Below are 21,032 nucleotides of genomic sequence, written 5' to 3'. Positions count from 1 at the left end.
CACCCACATCGGGCAGGGCGGCGCTCTTTCGGTCCATGAAGACGCATATGCCCGAAGCATGACCTCAATTCTTGCTCAGAAGATCACACAAGATCTTCACCGCCCGCGACCGCTCCCGTACTTTCAGTGCACCGGCCGCCCAGTAAGGGCGGCTCATCGGGGAAGGTGCTTCATGAGCATCAGAACGAGCAAGGGCCTGCTGATACCGGCGGCGACACTTGCCCTTATGGCGGGGCTGACCACCCCTGCACTGGCCGACGCGGCCACCACAGAACCTGTCGTCAGCACCGCGGCAGACGCAGAAGACACCGCCGTCCAGCCCGGACCGCCAGCCGAGCCGGAGGAGACAGACCTCATCGAGGTCGCAGACCCCGAGGCCTCCACCGGGGAGGCCGAGTGGCCGGTCGGCAAGCCCGACCCCGGACCTGCCGCCGAGCACTGCACGCCGGGCGGTGTGTACCGGCCCACCAGCAAGGGCGGCAAGTTCCACAAGGGCGTCGGCCCGACGAACTCCAACTACAACGGCACGAGCCGTACCGCGAAGTCCCGGTTCGAGGCTGAGGTAACCGCCAAGGTCGGCATATCGGTGTCCGCGGGGCTCAAGGTGAAGGCCAGCGCGATGGTGGCCGAAATCGAGCACGAGTACAGCGTCAATCTCTCCCTTGAGCTGACCGCGAAACTCGGCAACGTCATCACCGTGGACACCCCGGCCAAGAAGACCACGCACGCCAAGTACGGGGTATACCGGCTGAAGCACAAGGGCAAGAGCTACTCCTACTACAGCAACTGCTCAACGACCCCGAAGAAGACGATCACCAGCTACACCCCGTACCGGGTGGGCTGGTACATCTGGGAGAGCTGATGCCCAACAGCGCCAAGCGGGGAACCCTCCGCACCGTGAGCTGCGCCGCCGGGGCACTGCTGGTGAGCCTCACGATTGGTGCCTGCTCAGGATCGGACGACACGTCGGACCAGTCGAAGCCGACACCGTCCGCGACGCCCACCAAGGACGCGGCCAGACCGGAACACATCCCCGGGGAATCGGTCAGCAAGGCGCCCAAGCTTCCGGAGGGCAAGCCGCTGGCCGAGGTCGCAGCGGCCAAGGGAAATCAGAACATCCCGCTCAGCGATATCGCCAAGGGACCGCTGTCCGTGCTCGTCAACTGCCAGGGCAACGGCACCCTCAAGGTCACCGTCCAGCCTATGGGCATGTACTTCCCGCTCAACTGCGTGGACGGCGAGGTCAGCAGCACGTACAACGAGCTGGGCCTCAAGAAGGCGAGGCCAAAGGGCACAGTCACAGTGACCGCTCCCTCCTCGGTCCGCTGGTCCCTCACAGTCGGGCAGTAGCAGCCAACGCCACAGCGCTCCAGGGTTCCTGCCTTGGGGCGCTGTTCGCCGTCCTGGGGCAGCCTCCGACGAATGCTGCCCCACCACTGGCCCAAATCCCCTGGTGAGCGGCCTCGTTCGGGCCGCAGCGTGGTCCACGCCTGGTCCACACACCCTGATCCACAGCGTGACAGTCGCGGATCAAGGTGAGACAGCCGCCCATGAGAAAGGGTGCCTCTCAGTGAGAGACACCCTTCTGACCAGCACACATGCTGATCTGCTGCGGTGGGTGTGGGATTTGAACCCACGGTGACTCGCGCCACGACGGTTTTCAAGACCGTTCCCTTAGGCCGCTCGGGCAACCCACCCCGCGCCGTCCACCGGAAGTCCGGGTCGGCGCGGGGACAAGACTAGCGGGTCGGCTCCGTGGGCCGTGGGTCAGCTGTCGCCCTTGCGCTGGCCCAGGGTCACGTCGACCGTGTGTTCCTTGCCGCCGCGCTCGTACGTGAGCTTGACCGTGTCGCCCGGCTTGTGGGTCCAGATCTGGCCGATCAGGGTCGGGCCGCTGTCGATCACCGAGTCGTCCAGCTTCGTGATGACGTCGCCGGGCTTGAGGCCCGCCTTGTCCGCCGGGCCGTTCGGGGTGACCGCGCCCGAGCCGTCCGGGCCCTCCTGGGAGATCGTCGCGCCGTTCGTGCCGTCCTGCTGCAGGGCGACCGAGGCACCGATCACGGGGTAGACGGGCTGGCCCGTCTTGATCAGCTGCCGTGCGACGTTCTTCGCCTGGTTGACCGGGATCGCGAAGCCGAGGCCGATGGAGCCCGACTGGCCCGAGCCGCCGAGGCCGCCGCTGTCGGCGGGCTTGATCGCGGAGTTGATGCCGATGACCGCGCCGCGCGAGTCGAGGAGCGGGCCGCCGGAGTTGCCGGGGTTGATGGAGGCGTCGGTCTGCAGGGCGCTCATGTACGAGCTCTTGCCGCTCTGCCCGCCGTCGCTGGAGGTCACCGGACGGTTCTTGGCGCTGACGATGCCCGTGGTCACGGTGTTCGAGAGGCCGAAGGGGGCGCCGATCGCGATCGTCGAGTCGCCGACGGCCACCCGGTCGGAATTGCCGAGGGTGAGCGGCTTCAGGCCCGCCGGGGCGTTCTTGAGCTTGATGACCGCCACGTCGTAGCCCTCGGCCCTGCCGACCACCTCGGCGGCGTACTTCTTGCCGTTCGAGAACGTCGCCTGGAGCTTTCCGCCCTCGGCCGCCGAGGCCACCACGTGGTTGTTGGTGAGGATGTGGCCCTGCGTGTCGTAGACGAAGCCGGTGCCCGTGCCGCCCTCGCCGCCGCCGCTCTGCGCCTCGATGGTGACGACGCTGGGCAGCGCCTTGTTCGCGATGTCGGCGACCGAGCCGGGCTCGCGCTTGAGGTCGGCGGGGGTGTCCGAGGCGGAGACCGTGGTCGAACCGGTGTCGTCGTCGTTCCGCTCCGCCGCCCAGTACCCGATGCCGCCGCCGACACCGCCGGCGATCAGGGCGGCCGCGAGCACCGCGGCGACGAGGCCGCCGCGCCGGCCGCCGGGCTTCGGCCCCTCCGGCTGGTACGAGGCGCCCCAGCCGGAGCCGGACCCGCCCCCACTCGCGTACGACGGCATGACCGGCGGCTGCGGAGGCGGCCAGCCCTCGGCGCCGGACGCGGGTGCGGCGTGCGCCGGAGCGCCCTGCGCAGGTGCCGCAGCACCCATGGCGGCGTGCTGCGCGCTCTGAGCGGCGTACGGGTCCCCGGCGGGGGCGGCGTACGGATCCCTGGCGGGGACGGGCGCGGGCGCGGGTTCGGGCGCCGCGTGCGGTCCCTCAGGGCCCCCAGGACCCGCAGGACCCCCCGGGGCTCCCTGGCCCTGGCCCTGCCCCTGGCCCCCCGGCTCCCCCGAAGCAGCGGACTCGGCGGGAGCAGCAGCGGGAGCGTCCACCGGCACGGGAGGTGCGGACGGGGCCGGGGGTACCGCGTTGCCCTCGTTCTCGGTGCTCACAGCTCTTCTCCTCGGTCCATGCTGTCGTCGTTCTCGTTCACGGCCTGGCTGTGCCAACTGTGCATGTGTCTCCAGTCAGCTTTTCCCATGGGCTGTCAGGGCACCATAAGCCGATCCTGTGTGTCCGGCGTCCCAGGGCGCCGCCCTCGGGCGAGCCCGCGGGTACCCCGTGATGGCACGATGACGCGGTGACCTTCGCACGACAGCACCAGATCCAGGTCGTCGCCCACCGCGGAGCCTCCGAGGACGCTCCCGAACACACGCTGGCCGCGTACAAGAAGGCCGTCGAGGACGGTGCCGACGCGCTCGAATGCGATGTCCGGCTCACCGCCGACGGGCATCTCGTCTGCGTCCACGACCGGCGTGTGAACCGTACGTCGAACGGCCGAGGAGCCGTCTCGGCCCTGGAACTCGCCGAGCTCGCCGCCCTGGACTTCGGCTCCTGGAAGAAGGAGCACGACGAGACCGCGGAGGGGGAGGGCCCCGACTGGGAGGGCCCGGCGGGCGACGACGGCACCTCCGTCCTGACCCTCGAGCGGCTCCTCGAACTCGTGGCCGAGAGCAACGCGGCGGGCCGCCACGTCCAGCTGGCCATCGAGACCAAGCACCCCACGCGCTGGGCGGGCCAGGTGGAGGAGCGCCTCCTGCTGCTCCTCAAGCGCTTCGGCCTGGACGCCCCGCCCGCCCAAGGGCCTTCCCCGGTCCGTGTCATGAGCTTCTCCGCGCGTTCGCTGCACCGCGTGCGGGCCGCCTCGCCGACACTGCCGACGGTCTTCCTCATGCAGTTCGTCCTGCCGCGCCACCGCGACGGACGGCTGCCCGACGGCGTGGGCATCGCGGGCCCGGGCATGCGGATCGTCCGCAACCACCCCGCCTACGTGGCCAAACTGAAGCGCGCGGGCCACCAGGTGCACGTCTGGACGGTGAACGAGCCCGAGGACGTCGAGCTCTGCGCCGAACTGGGTGTCGACGCGATCATCACCAATCGCCCCAAGCAAGTTCTGTCCCAACTGACCCGGCTCGGCCTCCGCTAACTTCCGTTACAGGGAGTGCACCGGCGCGTTCGGTCCGTATTCGATCGTTACGAGTGCGTCACCGCACGTGGATTGGCCGGTTTCCGGTCCAGTCCATTGGGGCATCCACACCGTGGCGTGGGGCGAAGGAGGTCTCGGGGGTGGCGTTGGTGGTGGCACGGGAGGTGCCCACGTCGTCGAGCATGGCCGTACCCCATGGCCCTGCGGGCGTGGGCGAAGCAAGACACCGGATGCGCGATCAGTTGCGGGTCCGCGGGGTGTCCGACACGGTCATCGACGATGCCGTACTGATTCTGTCGGAACTGCTCAGCAATGCCTGCAGGCACGGCAGGCCGCTGGGCCGGGGCCTGGTCGGCGACGGAGATGTGCGGGCGGCGTGGCATGTCGACAAGACGGGCCGGCTGACGGTCGAGGTGACCGATGGCGGGGGTCCGACCCGCCCGGTTCCCGCGACCCCCTCGGTCACCGCGCACGGCGGCCGCGGGCTCAACATCATCACGGCGCTCGCCGATGCCTGGGGCGTGCGCGACGACGTGCACGGCGAGGTCACCGTCTGGGTCGTCGTCGATGCGGGGCACCGCCATGAGGATTTCGCTACGCGCGTCGCTGCCCCGTCGGCGGCCGCGCTCTCGGACCTCGCCTTCGCGGACCCCTTCGACGACTTGGACTGAGTCCCGGCGCCACCCGCACCAGGGGCTAGGCTCGCGGCCGTACGCAAGAGACACGCAAGAGAGCCGTAGCCGGGAGACACCCAAGATGGCCAAGAAGCGCCCCCAGACCAAGGGCAAGCAGCAGCCTCAGCTCAAGGACGGGGAGGTCCCAGTGGTCGGGGCCCGCGAGCCCTGCCCGTGCGGTTCGGGCCGCCGCTACAAGGCCTGTCACGGCCGGGCCGCCGCGCACGCGGTGACCGAGCTGGTGCAGCGCCCCTTCGAGGACCTGCGCGGCGAGTGCGACTGGGTCGCGCTGCGCGAGCTGGTCCCCGCGGCGACCGTCGAGCTGAACCTCAAGGGCGGGCTCCCGGAGGGCGTTCCCTCGGTCACCCTGGCGACGGTCCTTCCGATGGCGTGGCCCGCGCTGCGCCGTGACGACGGTTCGGTCCTGCTCGGCCTGCAGAACGACACCTCGTCGGGTGACATCAGCCGCGACCTGGCCGACACCCTGCGGCGCGCCTTCGAGGCGGAGCCCGGCAGCCCGGTCCAGGCCCGCCGCGCGCCGGCCGACGGGCCGCGGCTGCAGGACCTGCTGGACCCGGAGGGCGCCTTCGAGCCGGTCGTGCACGCGGGCTTCGAGTTCTGGGTGCAGGACGCGGAGAACGCCACGCCGGAGGTCTCCGCCTCCCTGGAGCGGGCGAACGCCGCGGCGATCCCGACCGCGAAGCTCACCGGCGTGGACGCCGCCTACTGGTGCGAGACGCCGGAGAAGAACCACCTGCGCTGGGTCATGCCGCACCCCGAGGAGCAGCTCCTCGACGCGCTGGCGCGGCTGCACGCGGCGGGCACGTCCGGCCTCGGCGAGGGCACGCGCCTGGTCGGTTCCTTCCGGGCGCACGGCGTGACCGTGCCGGTGTGGGACCTGCCGAGCGGGGTCGGCGCCGACGACATCGAGAAGCCCGCGGCGGAGTTCGCCGAGCGGCTCGCGGCGGCGCTCGCCACCGACGCCCCGCTGACACCGGACGAGCGCCGGGCGCGCGGTGGTCTCACCAACCGCCAGGTGACGCTGAGCTGAACCGCCGGGACACCCGTCCGCCGCTGACCCACCAGTCAGTCGGAGGGGAAGGCGTGACTCCCGTCACAACTCCCCGCAGCGGCAGGTAAATCCCTGTCCGGATAACTGAGATCGAATTTGCCAGGAGCCGATCTCTTGTTACCGTTCAGGTAGCCCGGTTGCTGGTGCATCCCCCGTCGCCAGCAACCGGGCCCTTCCATGTCCGGGACCGGTTCGGGGCTCAACTGCCTTGCGGGGCCGCCGAGTTGCTCCCCGAGCGCAGCAGCAGCGCCCCCGATTCCCCCGCCGCGAACTCCGCGACCGCCGAGTACTCATCGGACGCTCCCGCCGACCGCTCGCGCGGCGTCTCGCACGCTCCCGGTTCGTCCTCCGCACCCACCGAACAGTGCATCTGTACGGTGCGTCCTGCCGGGCCCATCACGGTCAGAACGGCCGTCAGCTGCTCGCCGGTGGCGTTGCGGTAATAGGTACGCGCCCACGTGTCGTGGCCCTGTCGGAGGACACATGTCTGGGCCTCGACGCCGTCCGGCGAGGAGAGTTCGGGGCCGCACCGGGCGGCGGTGGCGATGCCGAGTCCGGCGAGCAGCGAGGCGTCCGGGCGCGCCGAAGGAGACGGCGAGGGGGGCGCCGAGGGGGCGGGTGAGGGGGAGGAAGGGGGCGACTTCGCGTCACCGTCGCCCACCGGCCCCGCGGCGGCGCCGGCGAGCGGCAGGACGACCGTGACGGCCACGACGCCCAGGAGCACCATCAGGCGGGGTTGCATGGCCCGAAGATAACGACAGTTGGCGCGCGGCCCGTTCGCCGCGCGCCCATTTCCCCTACAACTCGGGCGCGCTCACACCCGTACGAGTGAGGACGTCCACGACGGCGTCCACCACCGCTTCGACGTCGGGGACCCAGGGGGCCGCCGAGCCGGGCAGCGGGGCGCGCTCCCAGCGGACCTGTCCCTGTCCCGTGCCGGAGGGGGGCAGGGCGAGATAGCCGCCCTCCCCGTGGAAGCGCAGGGAGCCGGGCACCCAGTCCTTGGCGTACAGGAGCTCGCCCAACTGGGCCATGGAGTACGGGGCTACGAGGAGGTACAGGCGGGTCTCGGTGGCGACGACGGGGCCGAGCCTGATGCCCGCGTCGTCGAGCGCGGCGAGGGCGCGCAGGCCCGCGTCCGCGGGCAGGCTGACGGCGCACGGGGCGCGGCCGCCGGTGGCGAGCACGATGGGCGCGCCCGGGCGGTTGGTCCACCACCAGCGCACCATCCGCTCGTCGGTCGTCGCCGCGAGCAGGCCGGGGTCGAGGGGGTGGGCACCCGGCACCACGCAGTCGGGGTCGGGGCAGGCGCACCGCGTGCCGTCACGCCGGTCGAGTCCGACGCCGGGCAGTACGGGCCACCGCCATGCGGTCGCGAAGGTCAGGGCCGCGCCGATCTGTCCGGCACTCCGGCCGGGCTTCCTTCCCGTTCGCCAGGACAGGAGCCTGCGTCGCCTTCCGAGGATCTCGCGCATGAGCGCTCGTTCCTTTCCGTTGCACGCCGGCGTTTACGCCGGGGAGACTGCGGGCCACATCACACCATGTGTGGATCACTTCGCTGTACGTACGAGCTGGCACATCCGACCCCAGCCTGTGGCATGGGGAACCACTCTGAACCGAGCGTTGACGTGGCGTGGGGTGGCGGCGCCTGGCGTTTGCCGTCCCGCGATATTTCTGCCGCCTCCGCCACGGGAGGATGGGGCACGGTCGTCGTGAGTTAAGACGCCCCGGTCCTTCGCCAGGTTCCGGACGGATCCCAACTGCCCCTGGCCATCACCGAGTACGTACCCATCACGACCGCTGTAACGCTCTGCCGAACAACCTCAGTCGACCGCAATATGCCCTTCCCTGGCACAGTTTTCGGCCAAGTTCCCAAGATCGCAAGTAGTTCACCGAATTACCTCGGACACCAGGAATCCCAGCAGGACAATGCTGGACATCCCCTCATCAGTGCGTGTACATCTGGAGACATTGCTAGCGGCGCAGAATGACATGGGGGTTTGCGATGCTATTGAGCATTACGCACCGGCCGGAAAGCCGTCAGCCATGAACGCCCCGCACCTTCCGAAAGTGGCCGGAATCGATTCCACTGTTCCGCCACCGGCACACACTGTCGTGCCCAGCGCACCCGTCACACCCGCAGCAGGCGACTCTCCCGTGCCGATCACCGCACCCGGCGCGGTGATCCAGGACCGGCTCGCCGGCTGGGTCTCCGACCTCACCACGCTGCACGAACTCACCGAACGCGTGACCCGCACGGACAGCCTCGACGAGGCCCTGCGGGAGCTGCTGCGCGCCGGTGCCGCCCTCGTCGGCGCCCGGCGCGGTCTCGTCGTCCTCGAGCCCGCCGACGGACTCGGGCCCGACACCACCATCGGCCTCGGCCTCGCCCGCGCCGAGCTCGGGCACATCGAGACGGTGCCGCGCGGCGCCACGTCGTACGGCCGGATCCTGGACGCGACGGGCACGACGGGCCCGCCCGCCGAGATCGCGCAGCCCGACCTGCTCGCCGACGACGGACTCGACCCGCACCACCGCGAGGTCGCCGCCCGGCTCGGCTATGCGGCGAGCTACGCCCTGCCCCTCGCCACCGAGGCGGCGGGCCGGATCGGCGCCGCGGTCTGGCTGTACGACGAGCCCGCCGAACCCGTGGAGCGCCAGCGGCACCTCGTCGGGCTCTACGCGCGCTTCGCCACCGAGCACCTGGCGCGGCTCGTCGAGCTGGACCGCGCCCGCACCACCGTCGACACCCTGCGCGAGGAGCTCATGCCGTCGCGGCTGCCCCGGGTCGCCGGGGTGCAGCTCGCCGCGCGGCACCGCACGGGACCGCGCGGCGGCGGCGACTGGCACGACGCGCTGCCGCTGCCGGACGCGGCACTCGGGCTCGCGGTCGGCTCGGTCACCGGCTCCGGGCCCAGTGCCGTCGCCGCGATGGGGCGGCTGCGGGCGAGCCTTCGGGCGTACGCCGTGATGGAGGGCGAGGACCCCGTCGCCGTGCTCTCCGACCTGGAGCTGCTGCTGCGGCTCACCGAGCCCGCGCGGTCGGCGACGGCCCTCTTCGCGTACTGCGAGCCCGCGCTGCGCAAGATCACGCTCGCCGGTGCGGGGCACAGCCCGCCGCTGATCGTCGGGGAGCGGCGCACGGAGTTCGTGGAGACCTCGCTCTCGGCGCCGCTCGGGATGCTCGCCTGCTGGGAGGCGCCCAGCGTGGAGATCAGCCCGGAGCCCGGAGAAACGGTGCTTCTCTACACCGACGGTCTGCTGCACCGCACCGGTGACCCGATGGACCGGGCCTTCGCGCGGCTGCACGCGGCCGCGGCGAGCGTGCCCAAGGGCATCAGGGACGACCCGGGGGCGATCGCCGACCACGTGCTGCGGACGGTCCTGCCCGACGGGCTCGACGCGGTGGACAGCGACGAGGACGTGGTGATCATGGCGGCTCGCTTCGAGTAGGCGGCGTGAGGCGCCGGGCACGCGCTGTAAGTGGTCTTACGCCCCTGGGCCCCCTTCCGTACGGCCGTACGATGGAGGATGGCCCAGTGTCGTACAGAGGAGGCAGACCGTGTCGGACTCGCTCAACCCGGAGACCCCGGAAGAGACCGAAGAAGAGCCGATCAAGCAGCGCAAGAACGGCCTGTACCCGGGCGTTTCCGACGAGCTTGCCGAGAGCATGAAGTCCGGCTGGGCCGACACCGAGCTGCACGACCTGCAGCCGATCGCGCAGGCCGAGAACACCGCCGCCCGCCGCGCCGCGCTCTCCGCGCGCTTCCCGGGCGAGCGCCTGGTGATCCCCGCGGGCAACCTGAAGACCCGGTCGAACGACACCGAGTACGCCTTCCGCGCCTCCGTCGAGTACGCGTACCTCACCGGCAACCAGACGGAGGACGGCGTCCTCGTCATGGAGCCGAAGGCGGACGGGCACGAGGCGACGATCTACCTGCTGCCGCGCTCCGACCGTGAGAACGGCGAGTTCTGGCTGGACGGCCAGGGCGAGCTCTGGGTCGGCCGCCGCCACTCGCTCACCGAGGCCGGGCAGCTGTACGGCATCCCGGCGTCCGACGTCCGCGAGCTGGCCGACGCGCTGCGCGAGGCCACTGGACCGGTCCGCGTCGTGCGCGGTTTCGACGCCGGCATCGAGGCGGCCCTGACCGACAAGGTCACCGCCGAGCGCGACGAGGAGCTGCGCGTCTTCCTCTCCGAGGCCCGCCTCGTGAAGGACGAGTTCGAGATCGGCGAGCTGCAGAAGGCGTGCGACTCGACCGCCCGCGGCTTCGAGGACGTCGTGAAGGTCCTCGACAAGGCCGAGGCGACGAGCGAGCGCTACATCGAGGGCACGTTCTTCCTGCGCGCCCGCGTCGAGGGCAACGACATCGGCTACGGCTCGATCTGCGCCGCGGGCCCGCACGCGACCACCCTGCACTGGGTGCGCAACGACGGCGCCGTCCGCTCCGGCGAGCTGCTGCTGCTCGACGCCGGTGTGGAGACGCACACGTACTACACCGCGGACGTCACGCGCACGCTGCCGATCAACGGCCGCTTCAACGAGCTCCAGAAGAAGATCTACGACGCCGTGTACGAGGCCCAGGAGGCCGGTATCGCGGCCGTCAAGCCGGGCGCCAAGTACCGCGACTTCCATGACGCCGCGCAGCGCGTGCTCGCCGAGAAGCTGGTCGAGTGGGGCCTCGTCGAGGGCCCGGTCGAGCGGGTGCTCGAGCTCGGTCTGCAGCGCCGCTGGACCCTGCACGGCACCGGTCACATGCTCGGCATGGACGTCCACGACTGCGCCGCCGCGCGCCGTGAGTCGTACGTGGACGGCACGCTGGAGCCGGGCATGTGCCTGACCGTCGAGCCCGGCCTGTACTTCCAGGCCGACGACCTGACGGTGCCGGAGGAGTACCGGGGCATCGGCGTCCGGATCGAGGACGACATCCTCGTCACCGCCGACGGCAACCGGAACCTCTCGGACTCGCTGCCGCGCACCTCCGACGACGTCGAGGCGTGGATGGCGCGGCTCAAGGGCTGACGCCGGTACGCACGGTGAAGGGCCGGTCCCCCTCGGGGACCGGCCCTTCGTGCGTCGGTGAGCCACCCGCTCGTCCGTCAGTGGGCCACCCTTTCGTCCTCGCCCGCGACCTTGGCGGTGCTGAGGGAGATGCGGTTCCAGGTGTTGATGGTGAAGATCAGGGCGAGGACGCGGGCCAGTTCGGGCTCGTCGAAGTGGCGGGCCGCCTCGGCGTAGACGTCGTCGGGGACCCCGCCCTGCGCGACGAGGGTGACCGCCTCGGTGAGGGCGAGGGCCGCCTGCTCCTTCTCCGTGAAGAAGTTCCTGGCCTCGCGCCACACGCCGATCATGTGCAGGCGTGCCTCGTCCTCGCCTGCCTTGCGGGCGTCGGAAGTGTGCATGTGGAGGCAGTACGCGCAGCCGTTGAGGAGCGAGGCGCGGATCTGGATCAGCTCGACCAGGGCCGGGTCGAGGCCTTCGCGGGCGGCGGCGTCGAAGCCGATGAGCGCCTTGAAGGCCTTGGGGGCGGCCTCGGCGAAGTTGATCCGGGGGGCGGCGGTGGCGGCGGTCTGCGTGGCGTTCGTGTTGTGCGTCATGACCATGAATCTAGGGCCCGGAAAGACCTCGGCTAGGGTGCATTCTCATGCCGGAATCATGGGTCAATTTGGCGGAGCGCATCGGCAGTGACCTGCATGTCGACCTGTCGGGTCCGGGCAGCCGCAGGGCCGTTCTGATCCGCGCGCTGCGGGACGCCGTACGCGACGGAAGGCTCGCCCCCGGAACCCGCCTGCCGCCCTACCGCTCGCTCGCCGCGGACCTGGGCCTGGCCCGCAACACCGTCGCCGACGCCTACGCCGAACTGGTCGCCGAAGGATGGCTGACGGCGCGGCAGGGATCGGGCACACGGGTCGCCGAGCGGGCCGCGGCGCCCCGGCGCTCCCGCGTCCCCAAGCGCGCCCCCGCACGCTCCGCGGCCCCCGCGCACAACCTCCGCCAGGGCCAGCCCGACGCCGCGTCCTTCCCCCGCACCGCCTGGCTCGCGGCCGCCCGGCGGGCACTGGGCGCCGCCCCCAACGAGGCGTTCGGGCCCGGCGATCCCCGCGGCAGGATCGAGCTGCGCGAGGCGCTCGCGGACTATCTGACGCGGGCCCGCGGGGTGCGCGCCGACCCCGAACGGATCGTGGTCTGCTCCGGGTTCGCGCACGCGCTGCGGCTGCTGTTCGACGGGGCGCGGGGTGCGGGCGGCGGGGTGCTGCGGGGGCCTTCCCCAAGCTCTCGGCCCCGCTCGAGCAGGGGATACCCCATTGCCGTGGAGTCGTACGGCCTCGGCTTCCATCGCGAGATCCTGGAGAGCGCGGGCGTACGGACGGTTCCGCTGGGCCTCGACGAACAGGGCGCCCGGATCGAGGAGTTGGGCGCGGGTCCGCGGGTGCGCGGGGTGCTGCTCACGCCCGCACACCAGTTCCCGACCGGCGGTCCTCTGCACCCGGCCCGGCGCGCGGCCGTCGTCGACTGGGCCCGCACCCACGGCGGCCTGGTCCTGGAGGACGACTACGACGGGGAGTTCCGCTACGACCGCGAGCCCGTCGGCGCCGTGCAGGGCCTCGACCCCGAACACGTGGTCTACCTCGGCTCGGTCAGCAAGAGCCTGTCCCCCGCCGTACGCATCGGCTGGATGGTGCTGCCCGAACAGCTCGTCGACGGAGTGCTCGCCGCCAAGGGGGAGCGCGAGGCGTGGGCGAGCGTCCTCGACCAGCTCACGCTCGCCGACTTCCTCGCGTCCGGGCAGTACGACCGCCATGTCCGCCGGATGCGCCAGCGCTACCGGAGCCGCCGCGACCGGCTCGTCGCCGCCCTCGCCGAGCGCGCCCCGCACATCACGGCCACCGGCATCGCGGCCGGTCTGCACGCCGTCCTCCGGCTGCCGCGAGGAACGGAGGCGTCCGTGGTCAAGGCCGCCGCCTGGCAGGGGATCGCGCTGGACGGCCTCTCCGCGTTCCGGCACCCGGGAGCCACGATGCCCGCCACGGACGGCCTGGTCGTCGGCTACTCGACGCCCGCGGAACACGCGTACGGAGCGGCGGTCGACGCCCTGTGCCGGGCGCTGCCGCCGGGTGACCGGGACCACCAGAGGGAGCAGGGGAAATAGGCGTACGCCATGGGCCGTTGAGGAGCCGCACGACGACAGCTCGGGGAACAGCGGCAGCTGCTCCCGCCACGAGGGACGGGGACGGACGATGAGCACAGCCGCCGACGCGGGCGCCGGTACCGGCACGGACACCAGCAACAACACCAACCCGTTCAACCGCCGGGTCATCGCGGAGTTCCGCGCCAACGAGGGGAAGGTCGGCGGCCCCTTCGAAGGCGCCACCCTGCTCCTGCTGACCACGCGCGGCGCGAAGAGCGGGCTCTCGCGCACCACCCCCGCGGTCTGTCTCCCGGACGGCGAGCGCCTCGTCGTCTTCGCGTCCAACGGCGGCTCGGCGACGGCCCCCGGCTGGTACCACAACCTGATCAAGGACCCCTCGGTCGTCGTCGAGGTCGGCGGCGAGCGGTACGCGGCGCGCGCGACGCCGGTGGACGAGGGCGAGCACGACGAGCTGTGGCGGCGGCAGATCGAACGGGACCCGAACTTCGCCGAGTTCCGCGCCCGGGCCCCGCGGACGGTCCCGGTGATCGCGCTGACCCGCGTCGGATGAGGGCGTCGCGTGAGTTCCGGTGATCGCGGCGACCTGGGTCAGGCCGTCATCAGCGGAGCGTCCTCACGCCACTTGAGGATCTTGTCGAAGCTGATCACCGCACCACCCCTGCCCGGCTTGTTGCCGAGCTGGACGTGGTCGGCGAGTTCTCTGATCAGCCACAGGCCCCGGCCGTGCTCGTCCGTCTCCGCGGCGGGCGGCCGGGGCGGCGGACAGCCGCGCGCCACGGGGGCGGGCGCGGCGGCGCCGGGGAAACCCGGGCCCGAGTCCGCCACTTCGATGCGGCACTTCTCGCCGTCCAGATACGCGGTGACCCGATAGGCACCGCTCGTGCCCCCGGGGGCGGCGCCGCCGTGCTCCACGGCGTTCGCGCACGCCTCGCTGAGGGCGACGGACAAATCATAGGAAACGTCCGGATCCACGCCCGCTGTGTCCATCGCGCCGATCAGCAGACGACGGGCGAGCGGCACGCTCGCGGCTTCGCGCCGCAAATGGAGAGACCACCAGATGCTCATGCTCCAGCCTCCTGGCCGCGGCTCGACATACCGATACGTATTGCCGCGAGCGCCCGTCAATAAGCGCCCAGTTGACGTGATGCCGCCCATACGGCGGACGCGTGGGCCGTACGGCGCGGTGTAGGAAGACCCGTCCGCGGACGATCGCCGGAGCCGCCCCCGAACTCTGCCCGGGTCCGGCCACACAGGGCCTGATCACCCCGAACCGGACCTAGCGGACCTGCCGTATGCGGCGGGTAAGCCCAGTGCGATGATGGCCCGGCCATGACTGCCCCCCACCAGCGTCAGCCGCGCGCCGGAGCCGATCTCCGGCTGCTCAGGGCCGCGATGTTCGCCGCGGTCTGCGTCGTGCTGTCCGCCGGGGGCCATGTGCTCGCTTCCTGCGTCGCCGTCCCGCTGTGGACGCTGGCCGCGGGCTTCGTCGCCGTGCTGGCCGTCGCGCTGCCGCTCGCCGGGCGCGAGCGTTCGCTGCCCGGCATCGCCGCGCTGCTCGCGGCGGGACAGCTCGGTCTGCACGCCCTGTTCGGCCTCGGCCAGCACGGCACCGCGGCCGCCCTGCCCGACGGCAATGCCTCCCTCGTGGAGCGGGCCGCGCGCCTGGTCTGCGGGGCGGGTGCCGCGACGATCAGTCCGGCGCAGGCCCAGCGGATCCTCAGCACGGCGGGCCTCGAACCGGGCGGTCCGGCCGGTGCGGGCCACGCGGGCATGCACCACGGGCAGTCCGCCGCCGCGGCCGCGGACACCGCGATGGACTCGATGGGCGGCATGAGCATGTCGCTCACGCCCTCGCTGCCCATGCTGATCGCGCATGTCCTCGCGGCCGTCGCCGCCGGGTGGCTGCTGCGCCGCGGCGACATCGCGCTGGTCCGGCTCGTCCGGCTCTCGGCCCATGGAGCGTGCGGAGTCGCCGAAGGGGCGCTCGTACGTTCCCTGCGCTCCGCCCTCACTCTCGTACGCGCCCTGCGGGCGGGACTGCCCGGAGCGGACCTGACGACCGGGCCGTCGGCCTCGCGCACCGCGCTGCTCGCGCCGCCCAAGCCCCGCACGGTCGCACTCGAGGACACCGTGATCAGGCGCGGCCCGCCGGCCGCCCACGACGTCGAACTCGCTGCCTGACACACCGCACTCCGCACACAGCACGGAGGGGTGTCGTCGGCACGCACGCGCGCGTGCCCGCCCGGCCGCGCGCCAACCCCTCGTACTGAGTACTGATCACCACTACTGAGAGTGGAGTGCCTCCATGAATGCCAAGTCCCGCATCGCAGCCGTCGGCACCGTCGCCGCCACCGCCGTGCTCGTCCTCTCCGCGCCCGCCTTCGCGCACGTGAGCGTCTCGCCGGAGGGCGAGGCCGCCAAGGGCGGTTACGCCGTGGTCAACTTCAAGGTGCCGAACGAGCAGGACGACGCCGCGACCAACAAGGTCGAGGTCTCCTTCCCGAGCGACCACCCGCTCGCCTCCGTGATGACGCAGCCCGTCCCCGGCTGGACCGCGAAGGTCACCAAGACCAAGCTCGACAAGCCGCTCGAGATGCACGGCGAGAAGATCGACGAGGCCGTCTCCAAGGTCACCTGGACCGCCGACGGCAAGGGCATCCAGCCCGGCACCTTCCAGAAGTTCCCGGTCTCCATGGGCCAGCTGCCCGAGAACGCGGACGAGCTGGTCTTCAAGGCCATCCAGACGTACGACAACAAGGACGTCGTCCGCTGGATCGAGCCGCAGCAGAAGGGCCAGGAGGAGCCCGAGCACCCGGCGCCCACCCTCCAGCTGACCGCCGCCTCCGACGAGCACGGTGCCGCGGGGGCGAAGGACGACGCCAAGGCCGGCACCGAGAAGACCGCCGCCGCCGAGGACTCCGACAGCAGCGACACCACCGCCCGGGTGCTCGGCATCGTCGGCATCGTGGTGGGCGCGGCGGGCGTCGCCTTCGGCGTGCTCGCCGGCCGTCGCCGCACCGCCGGCTGAGCCCGCGGCAGAGCCATCCCTCGGGGTGCACCGGCACGGCACACGCCTGCCCCGGTGCACCCCGGCCCCCTCACATCTGGGACATTTTCGTATGCGCACGAAGAGCTCGAAGAGCACTGACAAGAGCACCGAGAAGAGCCTCCACCGCGGCACCCGTGGCAGGAGCCTCGCCGCAGCCGCCCTGCTCGCCGCGGCCGCTCTCACCCTGACCGCCTGCGGTGGCGGGAAAGACGACAAGTCCGTGGCCGACGTCTCCGTAGAGAGCGATTCCGGCAAGGCCGCGACGGTTCTGGACAACCCGTACGAGAAGCCGAACCTCGTCCTCACCGACGTGAAGGACGGCAAGAAGTACGACCTGCGCGAGCGGACGAAGGGCAAGCCGACGCTGCTCTACTTCGGCTACACGCACTGCCCCGACGCCTGCCCCCTGACGATGGGCAACATCGCGGTCGCCAAGAAGGCCCTGGAGAAGTCCGGCCTCTCCAAGGCCGAGCGGGACAAGCTCCAGGTCGTCTTCGTCACCACCGACCCCGAGCGCGACACCCGCGCCAAGCTCCACGAGTGGCTGGACGGCGTCGACTCCGACTTCACCGGCCTGACCGGCGACTTCTCGACCATCCAGGCCGGGGCGCACCAGCTCGCCATCACCATCGAGCCGACCAAGAAGGACAAGAAGGGCAAGCTCGTCTCGATGCACGGCACGCAGGTGATCGCCTTCTCGCCGAAGACCGACAAGGGATACGTGATCTACGGCGAGAAGGCCACCGCGGCCGACTACACCAAGGACCTTCCCAAGATCATCAAGGGGGAGACTCCGTGAACCACCGCACCACCACCCACCGCCGCCGTGTCCTCGCCGGTGGGGCCATAGCGCTGGCCGCCGCACTGACGCTCGCGGGCTGCGGCGACGACTCCGGCCCGAAGGCCGCGAAGAAGCCCGAGATCAAGGTCAGCGGGGCCTTCGTCCCCGAGCCCACCATGGACGACATGGCGGCCGGATTCCTGACGCTCGACAACGCGGGCGCGGCCGACAAGCTGACCTCCGCCACCAGCGACATCGCGGGCGACGTCACGCTGCACAGCTCCAAGAACGGCACGATGAAGGAGGAGAAGTCCTTCGACGTGCCCGCGGACGGCGAGCTCGAATTCACCCGCGGCGGCAACCACTTGATGCTCGAAAAGCTCAAGCGGAAGCCGAAGCAGGGCGAGAAGGTGGCCCTGACGCTGCACTTCCAGAAGTCGGACCCGATCACGATCGAGGTGCCGGTCAAGGAAGCGACGTACAACCCCAAGCAGCAGGGCGGGTCGGCGCACGGCTCGCACAAGTCGCACTGAGGGACGGACCGTTGATGCAGACCATCGCTCCCCGCTCCAGGACCGCTCACCGCTCCGGGACCGATCATCGGGGCGGGACCGCCCACCGCGCAGGGACCGCCTTCCGCGCAGGGGCCGGGCCACGCCTCCTGCGGCTCCTCCTGGTGGTCGTCGCCGCGACCGGCGCCTTCCTCGCCGGTGCCGCGCCCGCGTCCGCGCACGCCGCGCTGACCGGCAGCGACCCGAAGCAGGGAGCGGTGGTCGCCAAGGCCCCCGACCAGGTGAAGCTCACCTTCTCCGAGAAGGTCGCCATGTCGGACGGCTCGGTGCGGGTGCTCGACCCCGAGGGCAAGCGCGCCGATACCGACAAGACCACCGACCTGGGCTCCAACACCTACGGCGTGAAACTCCGCTCGGGCCTGCCCGACGGCACCTTCACCGTCGCCTACCAAGTGGTGTCCGCCGACAGCCATCCGATCGCGGGCGCCTTCACCTTCTCCATCGGCGCGCCCTCCGACACGAAGGTCGCGCTGCCCGACCAGGAGGTGGGCGGCGGCCTGGTCGGCGTGCTCTACGACATCGCGCGCTACTTCTCGTACGCCGGGTTCATCCTGGTCGTCGGCGGCGCCGCGTTCGTGCTCGGCTGCTGGCCGCGCGGCGCCGGTGTGCGGCCCGTGCAGCGTCTGGTGACGTACGGCTGGGTCACGCTGACCGGCGCCACCCTCGCCCTGCTCCTGCTGCGCGCCCCCTACACCGGTTCGGGCAAGCTCGCCGACGCCCTCGACATGGCCAAGCTCGGCGACGTCCTCAACACCAAGACGGGCGCGGCCCTCGTCTCCCGTCTCCTGCTGCTCGCCGCCGCCGCGCTGTTCATCGCCGTGCTCTTCGGGGCGTACGAGAAGCGCGAGGACCCGAAGGAGAAGAAGGACCTCACCTTCGGGCTCGCCATCGGCGGCACCGTCGTCGCCATCGGGATCGCGGCGACCTGGGCGATGGCCGAGCACGCGTCGACCGGCATCCAGGCCGGGCTCGCGATGCCTGTCGACGTGCTGCATCTGCTGGCCGTCGCCGCCTGGCTCGGCGGGCTCGCGGCACTGCTCGTCGCCCTCTACCGCACGCCCTCGGTGGAGGAGGCGGCCGTGCGGCGGTTCTCGCGGGTGGCCTTCACCAGCGTCGTCGTCCTGGCCGCGACCGGCCTCTACCAGTCGTGGCGGCAGGTCGGTTCGTGGTCGGCCCTGACCGGCACGTCGTACGGACAGCTGCTCCTGGTCAAGGTCGGCCTGGTCGTCGTCCTGGTGGGCGTCGCCTACGTCTCGCGGCGCTGGACCGGACGCATCGCCTCCGAAGCGGGCGGTCTCGCCCCGGAGGCCGCGGCCGCCGTGGTCGTCGAGCAGCGCACGGAGAAGCCCGTCACGGTGCCCTCCGGCGGGGCCGACCCGCAGCGCTCCGCCCAGCTCGCCCGGCAGCAGGCCGCCATGGCGAGCGCCCGCGAGAAGCGCATCCGCGACGCCGACCCGCACCGCTCGGGCCTGCGCCGCTCGGTGCTCACCGAGGCGGGCATCGCCGTCGTCCTGCTTGCCGTCACCACGGTCCTGACGACCACCGAGCCGGGCCGCACCGAGGAAGAGGCCGCCAAGGCCACCTCCGCCGCGGCGGCACAGCGCTCGGGCCCGCTCTCCCTCAAGGTGCCCTTCGACACGGGCGGCTCGGACGGCAAGGGCACCGTGCAGCTCGACCTGGACCCGGGCCGCACCGGCAGCAACGAAATGCACCTCTACGTAAAGCGGCCCAACGGCAGTGCCTTCGACGTCCCCGAGGTGAAGGTCTCCCTCACCCTCAAGTCGAAGGACGTCGGACCGCTGCCCGTCGCTCCGGACCACATCGCCACCGGACACTGGAGTGCGAGCGGGGTGCAGATCCCGATGGCGGGGGACTGGAAGATCGCGGTGACCGTACGGACCTCGGACATCGACCAGGTCACCGTGAAGAAGAACGCGCAGATCGGCTGAACGGAACCACTCATGGCGGACAACGGGATCTCGCGGCGTCGGCTGCTCGGCACCGCGGGCGCGACCGGCCTCGCACTCGGCGCGGGGGGCGGGGCGGTCGGCTACGCCGCGGCGTCCTCGGGCTCGGGCTCGGGCTCGGGCTCGGACGACGCGTCGAAGGCGGCGCTGGCGTCGCTCGGCACGGACGAGGTCATGTTTCACGGGAAACACCAGCCCGGCATCACCACGCCCACCCAGTCCCGCGGCCACCTCGTCGCCTTCGACCTGACGGCGGGCGCGGGCCGCAAGGAGGCGGCGGCCCTGCTCCGGCGCTGGTCGGCGACGGCCGCACGGCTGATGGCGGGCGAGCCCGTGGGCGACGACGACACGGCGGTCGCCCGCGACGCGGGACCCTCGTCGCTCAGCGTCACGTTCGGCTTCGGCGCGAGCTTCTTCGCCCGCACGGGCCTGGAGAAGCAGCGCCCGGAGGCCCTGGATCCGCTGCCCGACTTCTCGTCCGACCGGCTCGACAAGGCGCGCAGCAACGGCGACCTGTGGGTGCAGATCGGCGCGAACGACCCGCTCGTCGCCTTCCACGCGCTGCGCGCCGTCCAGAAGGAGGCCGCGGGGGCCGCGCGCGTGCGCTGGCAGATGAACGGCTTCAACCGCTCGCCGGGCGCGACCGCGCACCCGATGACGACCCGCAACCTGATGGGCCAGGTCGACGGCACGAACAACCCCAAGCCGTCGGACAAGGACTTCGACCAGCGGATCTTCGTTCCGGGCGACGGGGACCCCGCATGGATGGCGAACGGCTCCTACGCCGTCGTACGCCGTATCCGGATGCTCCTCGACGACTGGGAGAAGCTCGGTCTGAAGGACCAGGAGGCGGTGATCGGGCGGCACAAGTCGGACGGTTCGCCGCTGACCGGCGGCACGGAGACCACCGAGCCGCAGCTGGAGAAGACCGGCGCCGACGGCACCGTCGTCATCCCCGTCAACGCCCATGCCCGCATCACACGGCCCGACCAGAACGGCGGCGCCGCGATGCTGCGCCGCCCGTTCTCGTACCACGACGGCTTCGACGCGCACGGCGATCCCGACGCCGGACTGCTCTTCGTCTGCTGGCAGGCGGACCCGGTCCGCGGCTTCGTGCCGGTGCAGCGCAAGCTCGACCGGGGCGACGCCCTGTCGGAGTTCATCCGGCACGAGGCCAGCGGGCTCTTCGCGGTGCCGGGCGGGGCGGCGAAGGGCGAGTACGTGGGGCAGCGGCTGCTGGAGGCGTGAGAGGAGGGGCCGGGGCCGGGGTCGGGCCCGGCTTCGGCTCTGGGCTCGGCCCGGAGCTCGGCTTCGGCTCTGGGCTCGGCCCCGAGCCCGGCTTCGGCTCTGGGCTCGGCCGAGCTCGGCTTCGTGGGGCGAGGGTCGC

20 protein-coding genes and 1 tRNA gene are annotated in these 21,032 nt (G+C 71.6%); 15 read left to right on the top strand and 6 right to left on the bottom strand.

Annotated elements, in window-relative coordinates; translation table 11 throughout:
- Nucleotides 1-172: 172 nt before the first annotated feature.
- Both ACFWZ2_RS22710 and ACFWZ2_RS22705 read left to right on the top strand, forming a co-directional pair.
- Entirely contained in the window at nucleotides 173-862 is a 690-nt protein-coding gene (locus ACFWZ2_RS22710; protein WP_384548367.1) for a hypothetical protein, read from the top strand.
- Nucleotides 862-1,350 carry a hypothetical protein gene (locus tag ACFWZ2_RS22705; RefSeq protein ID WP_384548365.1) on the top strand — a complete coding sequence of 163 codons (489 nt, stop codon included), beginning with the start codon at nucleotides 862-864 and terminating at the stop codon, nucleotides 1,348-1,350. Before ACFWZ2_RS22710 ends, ACFWZ2_RS22705 begins: the two co-directional genes overlap by 1 nt.
- A gap of 262 nt (nucleotides 1,351-1,612) precedes the next feature.
- Here the strand turns inward: ACFWZ2_RS22705 and ACFWZ2_RS22700 are convergent.
- Both ACFWZ2_RS22700 and ACFWZ2_RS22695 read right to left on the bottom strand, forming a co-directional pair.
- Nucleotides 1,613-1,697: transfer RNA gene (locus tag ACFWZ2_RS22700), tRNA-Ser, on the bottom strand.
- 70 nt (nucleotides 1,698-1,767) lie between these two features.
- Nucleotides 1,768-3,345: a S1C family serine protease gene (locus tag ACFWZ2_RS22695; protein WP_384548363.1), complete on the bottom strand. Its 1,578-nt coding sequence runs from the start codon at nucleotides 3,343-3,345 to the stop codon at nucleotides 1,768-1,770.
- A 188-nt stretch (nucleotides 3,346-3,533) separates the two neighbouring features.
- Here ACFWZ2_RS22695 and ACFWZ2_RS22690 point away from each other — a divergent pair, with 188 nt between their 5' ends.
- The 3 genes from ACFWZ2_RS22690 (at nucleotide 3,534) to ACFWZ2_RS22680 (ending at nucleotide 6,104) form a co-directional block, all read left to right on the top strand.
- Nucleotides 3,534-4,379 carry a glycerophosphodiester phosphodiesterase gene (locus ACFWZ2_RS22690; RefSeq protein WP_384548361.1) on the top strand — a complete coding sequence of 282 codons (846 nt, stop codon included), beginning with the start codon at nucleotides 3,534-3,536 and terminating at the stop codon, nucleotides 4,377-4,379.
- A 53-nt stretch (nucleotides 4,380-4,432) separates the two neighbouring features.
- Nucleotides 4,433-5,050, top strand: coding sequence for an ATP-binding protein (locus tag ACFWZ2_RS22685; RefSeq protein WP_384548359.1), 618 nt, complete (start codon nucleotides 4,433-4,435; stop codon nucleotides 5,048-5,050).
- Between the two features lie 85 nt (nucleotides 5,051-5,135).
- Entirely contained in the window at nucleotides 5,136-6,104 is a 969-nt protein-coding gene (locus tag ACFWZ2_RS22680) for a DUF5926 family protein (protein ID WP_384548357.1), read from the top strand.
- Nucleotides 6,105-6,324: 220 nt separating this feature from the next.
- On the opposite strand, the gene ACFWZ2_RS22675 is transcribed toward ACFWZ2_RS22680, so the two are convergent.
- Both ACFWZ2_RS22675 and ACFWZ2_RS22670 read right to left on the bottom strand, forming a co-directional pair.
- The gene (locus tag ACFWZ2_RS22675; protein WP_384548355.1) at nucleotides 6,325-6,867 is read right to left on the bottom strand and encodes a hypothetical protein; all 543 of its coding nucleotides are present in this window, start codon (nucleotides 6,865-6,867) and stop codon (nucleotides 6,325-6,327) included.
- A 55-nt stretch (nucleotides 6,868-6,922) separates the two neighbouring features.
- On the bottom strand, nucleotides 6,923-7,600 hold the full coding sequence (locus ACFWZ2_RS22670; protein WP_384548353.1) for a bifunctional DNA primase/polymerase: 678 nt from the start codon (nucleotides 7,598-7,600) through the stop codon (nucleotides 6,923-6,925).
- Between the two features lie 454 nt (nucleotides 7,601-8,054).
- Here ACFWZ2_RS22670 and ACFWZ2_RS22665 point away from each other — a divergent pair, with 454 nt between their 5' ends.
- Both ACFWZ2_RS22665 and ACFWZ2_RS22660 read left to right on the top strand, forming a co-directional pair.
- The gene (locus ACFWZ2_RS22665; RefSeq protein WP_384548351.1) at nucleotides 8,055-9,578 is read left to right on the top strand and encodes a PP2C family protein-serine/threonine phosphatase; all 1,524 of its coding nucleotides are present in this window, start codon (nucleotides 8,055-8,057) and stop codon (nucleotides 9,576-9,578) included.
- 109 nt (nucleotides 9,579-9,687) lie between these two features.
- Nucleotides 9,688-11,148 (top strand): aminopeptidase P family protein, encoded by a 1,461-nt coding sequence (locus ACFWZ2_RS22660; RefSeq protein ID WP_384548349.1) that lies wholly within the window; start codon nucleotides 9,688-9,690, stop codon nucleotides 11,146-11,148.
- Between the two features lie 77 nt (nucleotides 11,149-11,225).
- Here ACFWZ2_RS22660 and ACFWZ2_RS22655 read toward each other — a convergent pair whose 3' ends face one another.
- On the bottom strand, nucleotides 11,226-11,723 hold the full coding sequence (locus ACFWZ2_RS22655; RefSeq protein ID WP_384548348.1) for a carboxymuconolactone decarboxylase family protein: 498 nt from the start codon (nucleotides 11,721-11,723) through the stop codon (nucleotides 11,226-11,228).
- A gap of 47 nt (nucleotides 11,724-11,770) precedes the next feature.
- Between ACFWZ2_RS22655 and ACFWZ2_RS22650 the strand changes: the two genes are divergently transcribed.
- Together ACFWZ2_RS22650 and ACFWZ2_RS22645 are read left to right on the top strand one after the other, a co-directional pair.
- Complete coding sequence (locus tag ACFWZ2_RS22650; protein WP_384548346.1) at nucleotides 11,771-13,276, top strand: PLP-dependent aminotransferase family protein; 1,506 nt, start codon at nucleotides 11,771-11,773, stop codon at nucleotides 13,274-13,276.
- Nucleotides 13,277-13,364: 88 nt separating this feature from the next.
- Nucleotides 13,365-13,826 carry a nitroreductase/quinone reductase family protein gene (locus tag ACFWZ2_RS22645; protein ID WP_384548344.1) on the top strand — a complete coding sequence of 154 codons (462 nt, stop codon included), beginning with the start codon at nucleotides 13,365-13,367 and terminating at the stop codon, nucleotides 13,824-13,826.
- Between the two features lie 38 nt (nucleotides 13,827-13,864).
- On the opposite strand, the gene ACFWZ2_RS22640 is transcribed toward ACFWZ2_RS22645, so the two are convergent.
- Nucleotides 13,865-14,341 carry an ATP-binding protein gene (locus ACFWZ2_RS22640; RefSeq protein WP_384548342.1) on the bottom strand — a complete coding sequence of 159 codons (477 nt, stop codon included), beginning with the start codon at nucleotides 14,339-14,341 and terminating at the stop codon, nucleotides 13,865-13,867.
- Between the two features lie 264 nt (nucleotides 14,342-14,605).
- On the opposite strand from ACFWZ2_RS22640, the gene ACFWZ2_RS22635 reads away from it, so the two are divergent.
- The 6 genes from ACFWZ2_RS22635 to efeB all read left to right on the top strand — a co-directional run bounded on the left by ACFWZ2_RS22635 (nucleotide 14,606) and on the right by efeB (nucleotide 20,893).
- On the top strand, nucleotides 14,606-15,457 hold the full coding sequence (locus tag ACFWZ2_RS22635; protein WP_384548340.1) for a hypothetical protein: 852 nt from the start codon (nucleotides 14,606-14,608) through the stop codon (nucleotides 15,455-15,457).
- A 124-nt stretch (nucleotides 15,458-15,581) separates the two neighbouring features.
- The gene (locus ACFWZ2_RS22630) at nucleotides 15,582-16,304 is read left to right on the top strand and encodes a YcnI family protein (protein WP_384548339.1); all 723 of its coding nucleotides are present in this window, start codon (nucleotides 15,582-15,584) and stop codon (nucleotides 16,302-16,304) included.
- Nucleotides 16,305-16,395: 91 nt separating this feature from the next.
- Nucleotides 16,396-17,124 carry an SCO family protein gene (locus ACFWZ2_RS22625; RefSeq protein ID WP_384548337.1) on the top strand — a complete coding sequence of 243 codons (729 nt, stop codon included), beginning with the start codon at nucleotides 16,396-16,398 and terminating at the stop codon, nucleotides 17,122-17,124.
- Complete coding sequence (locus ACFWZ2_RS22620) at nucleotides 17,121-17,639, top strand: copper chaperone PCu(A)C (protein WP_384548335.1); 519 nt, start codon at nucleotides 17,121-17,123, stop codon at nucleotides 17,637-17,639. Before ACFWZ2_RS22625 ends, ACFWZ2_RS22620 begins: the two co-directional genes overlap by 4 nt.
- Nucleotides 17,640-17,653: 14 nt before the next feature.
- Complete coding sequence (locus ACFWZ2_RS22615; protein WP_384548333.1) at nucleotides 17,654-19,627, top strand: copper resistance CopC/CopD family protein; 1,974 nt, start codon at nucleotides 17,654-17,656, stop codon at nucleotides 19,625-19,627.
- A 12-nt stretch (nucleotides 19,628-19,639) separates the two neighbouring features.
- On the top strand, nucleotides 19,640-20,893 hold the full coding sequence (gene efeB, locus ACFWZ2_RS22610) for an iron uptake transporter deferrochelatase/peroxidase subunit (protein ID WP_384548331.1): 1,254 nt from the start codon (nucleotides 19,640-19,642) through the stop codon (nucleotides 20,891-20,893).
- The last annotated feature ends 139 nt before the right edge of the window (nucleotides 20,894-21,032 follow it).

Origin of the sequence: Streptomyces sp. NPDC059002 (assembly GCF_042740435.1) — a bacterium.
In the GTDB taxonomy this organism is placed as follows: domain Bacteria; phylum Actinomycetota; class Actinomycetes; order Streptomycetales; family Streptomycetaceae; genus Streptomyces.
The sequence above is the reverse complement of the archived record's forward strand: the minus strand, read 5'-3'. Positions and strand labels throughout refer to the sequence as shown.

Excerpts from the sequence above, each read along its gene's own strand:
- efeB (WP_384548331.1), top strand. The coding sequence starts at position 19,640 with ATGGCGGACAACGGGATCTCGCGGCGTCGGCTGCTCGGCACCGCGGGC.
- ACFWZ2_RS22670 (WP_384548353.1), bottom strand. The coding sequence starts at position 7,600 with ATGCGCGAGATCCTCGGAAGGCGACGCAGGCTCCTGTCCTGGCGAACG.
- ACFWZ2_RS22705 (WP_384548365.1), top strand. The coding sequence starts at position 862 with ATGCCCAACAGCGCCAAGCGGGGAACCCTCCGCACCGTGAGCTGCGCC.
- ACFWZ2_RS22665 (WP_384548351.1), top strand. The coding sequence starts at position 8,055 with ATGCTGGACATCCCCTCATCAGTGCGTGTACATCTGGAGACATTGCTA.
- ACFWZ2_RS22675 (WP_384548355.1), bottom strand. The coding sequence starts at position 6,867 with ATGCAACCCCGCCTGATGGTGCTCCTGGGCGTCGTGGCCGTCACGGTC.
- ACFWZ2_RS22680 (WP_384548357.1), top strand. The coding sequence starts at position 5,136 with ATGGCCAAGAAGCGCCCCCAGACCAAGGGCAAGCAGCAGCCTCAGCTC.
- ACFWZ2_RS22640 (WP_384548342.1), bottom strand. The coding sequence starts at position 14,341 with ATGAGCATCTGGTGGTCTCTCCATTTGCGGCGCGAAGCCGCGAGCGTG.
- ACFWZ2_RS22630 (WP_384548339.1), top strand. The coding sequence starts at position 15,582 with ATGAATGCCAAGTCCCGCATCGCAGCCGTCGGCACCGTCGCCGCCACC.
- ACFWZ2_RS22650 (WP_384548346.1), top strand. The coding sequence starts at position 11,771 with ATGCCGGAATCATGGGTCAATTTGGCGGAGCGCATCGGCAGTGACCTG.
- ACFWZ2_RS22710 (WP_384548367.1), top strand. The coding sequence starts at position 173 with ATGAGCATCAGAACGAGCAAGGGCCTGCTGATACCGGCGGCGACACTT.
- ACFWZ2_RS22635 (WP_384548340.1), top strand. The coding sequence starts at position 14,606 with ATGACTGCCCCCCACCAGCGTCAGCCGCGCGCCGGAGCCGATCTCCGG.
- ACFWZ2_RS22655 (WP_384548348.1), bottom strand. The coding sequence starts at position 11,723 with ATGACGCACAACACGAACGCCACGCAGACCGCCGCCACCGCCGCCCCC.
- ACFWZ2_RS22645 (WP_384548344.1), top strand. The coding sequence starts at position 13,365 with ATGAGCACAGCCGCCGACGCGGGCGCCGGTACCGGCACGGACACCAGC.
- ACFWZ2_RS22615 (WP_384548333.1), top strand. The coding sequence starts at position 17,654 with ATGCAGACCATCGCTCCCCGCTCCAGGACCGCTCACCGCTCCGGGACC.
- ACFWZ2_RS22625 (WP_384548337.1), top strand. The coding sequence starts at position 16,396 with ATGCGCACGAAGAGCTCGAAGAGCACTGACAAGAGCACCGAGAAGAGC.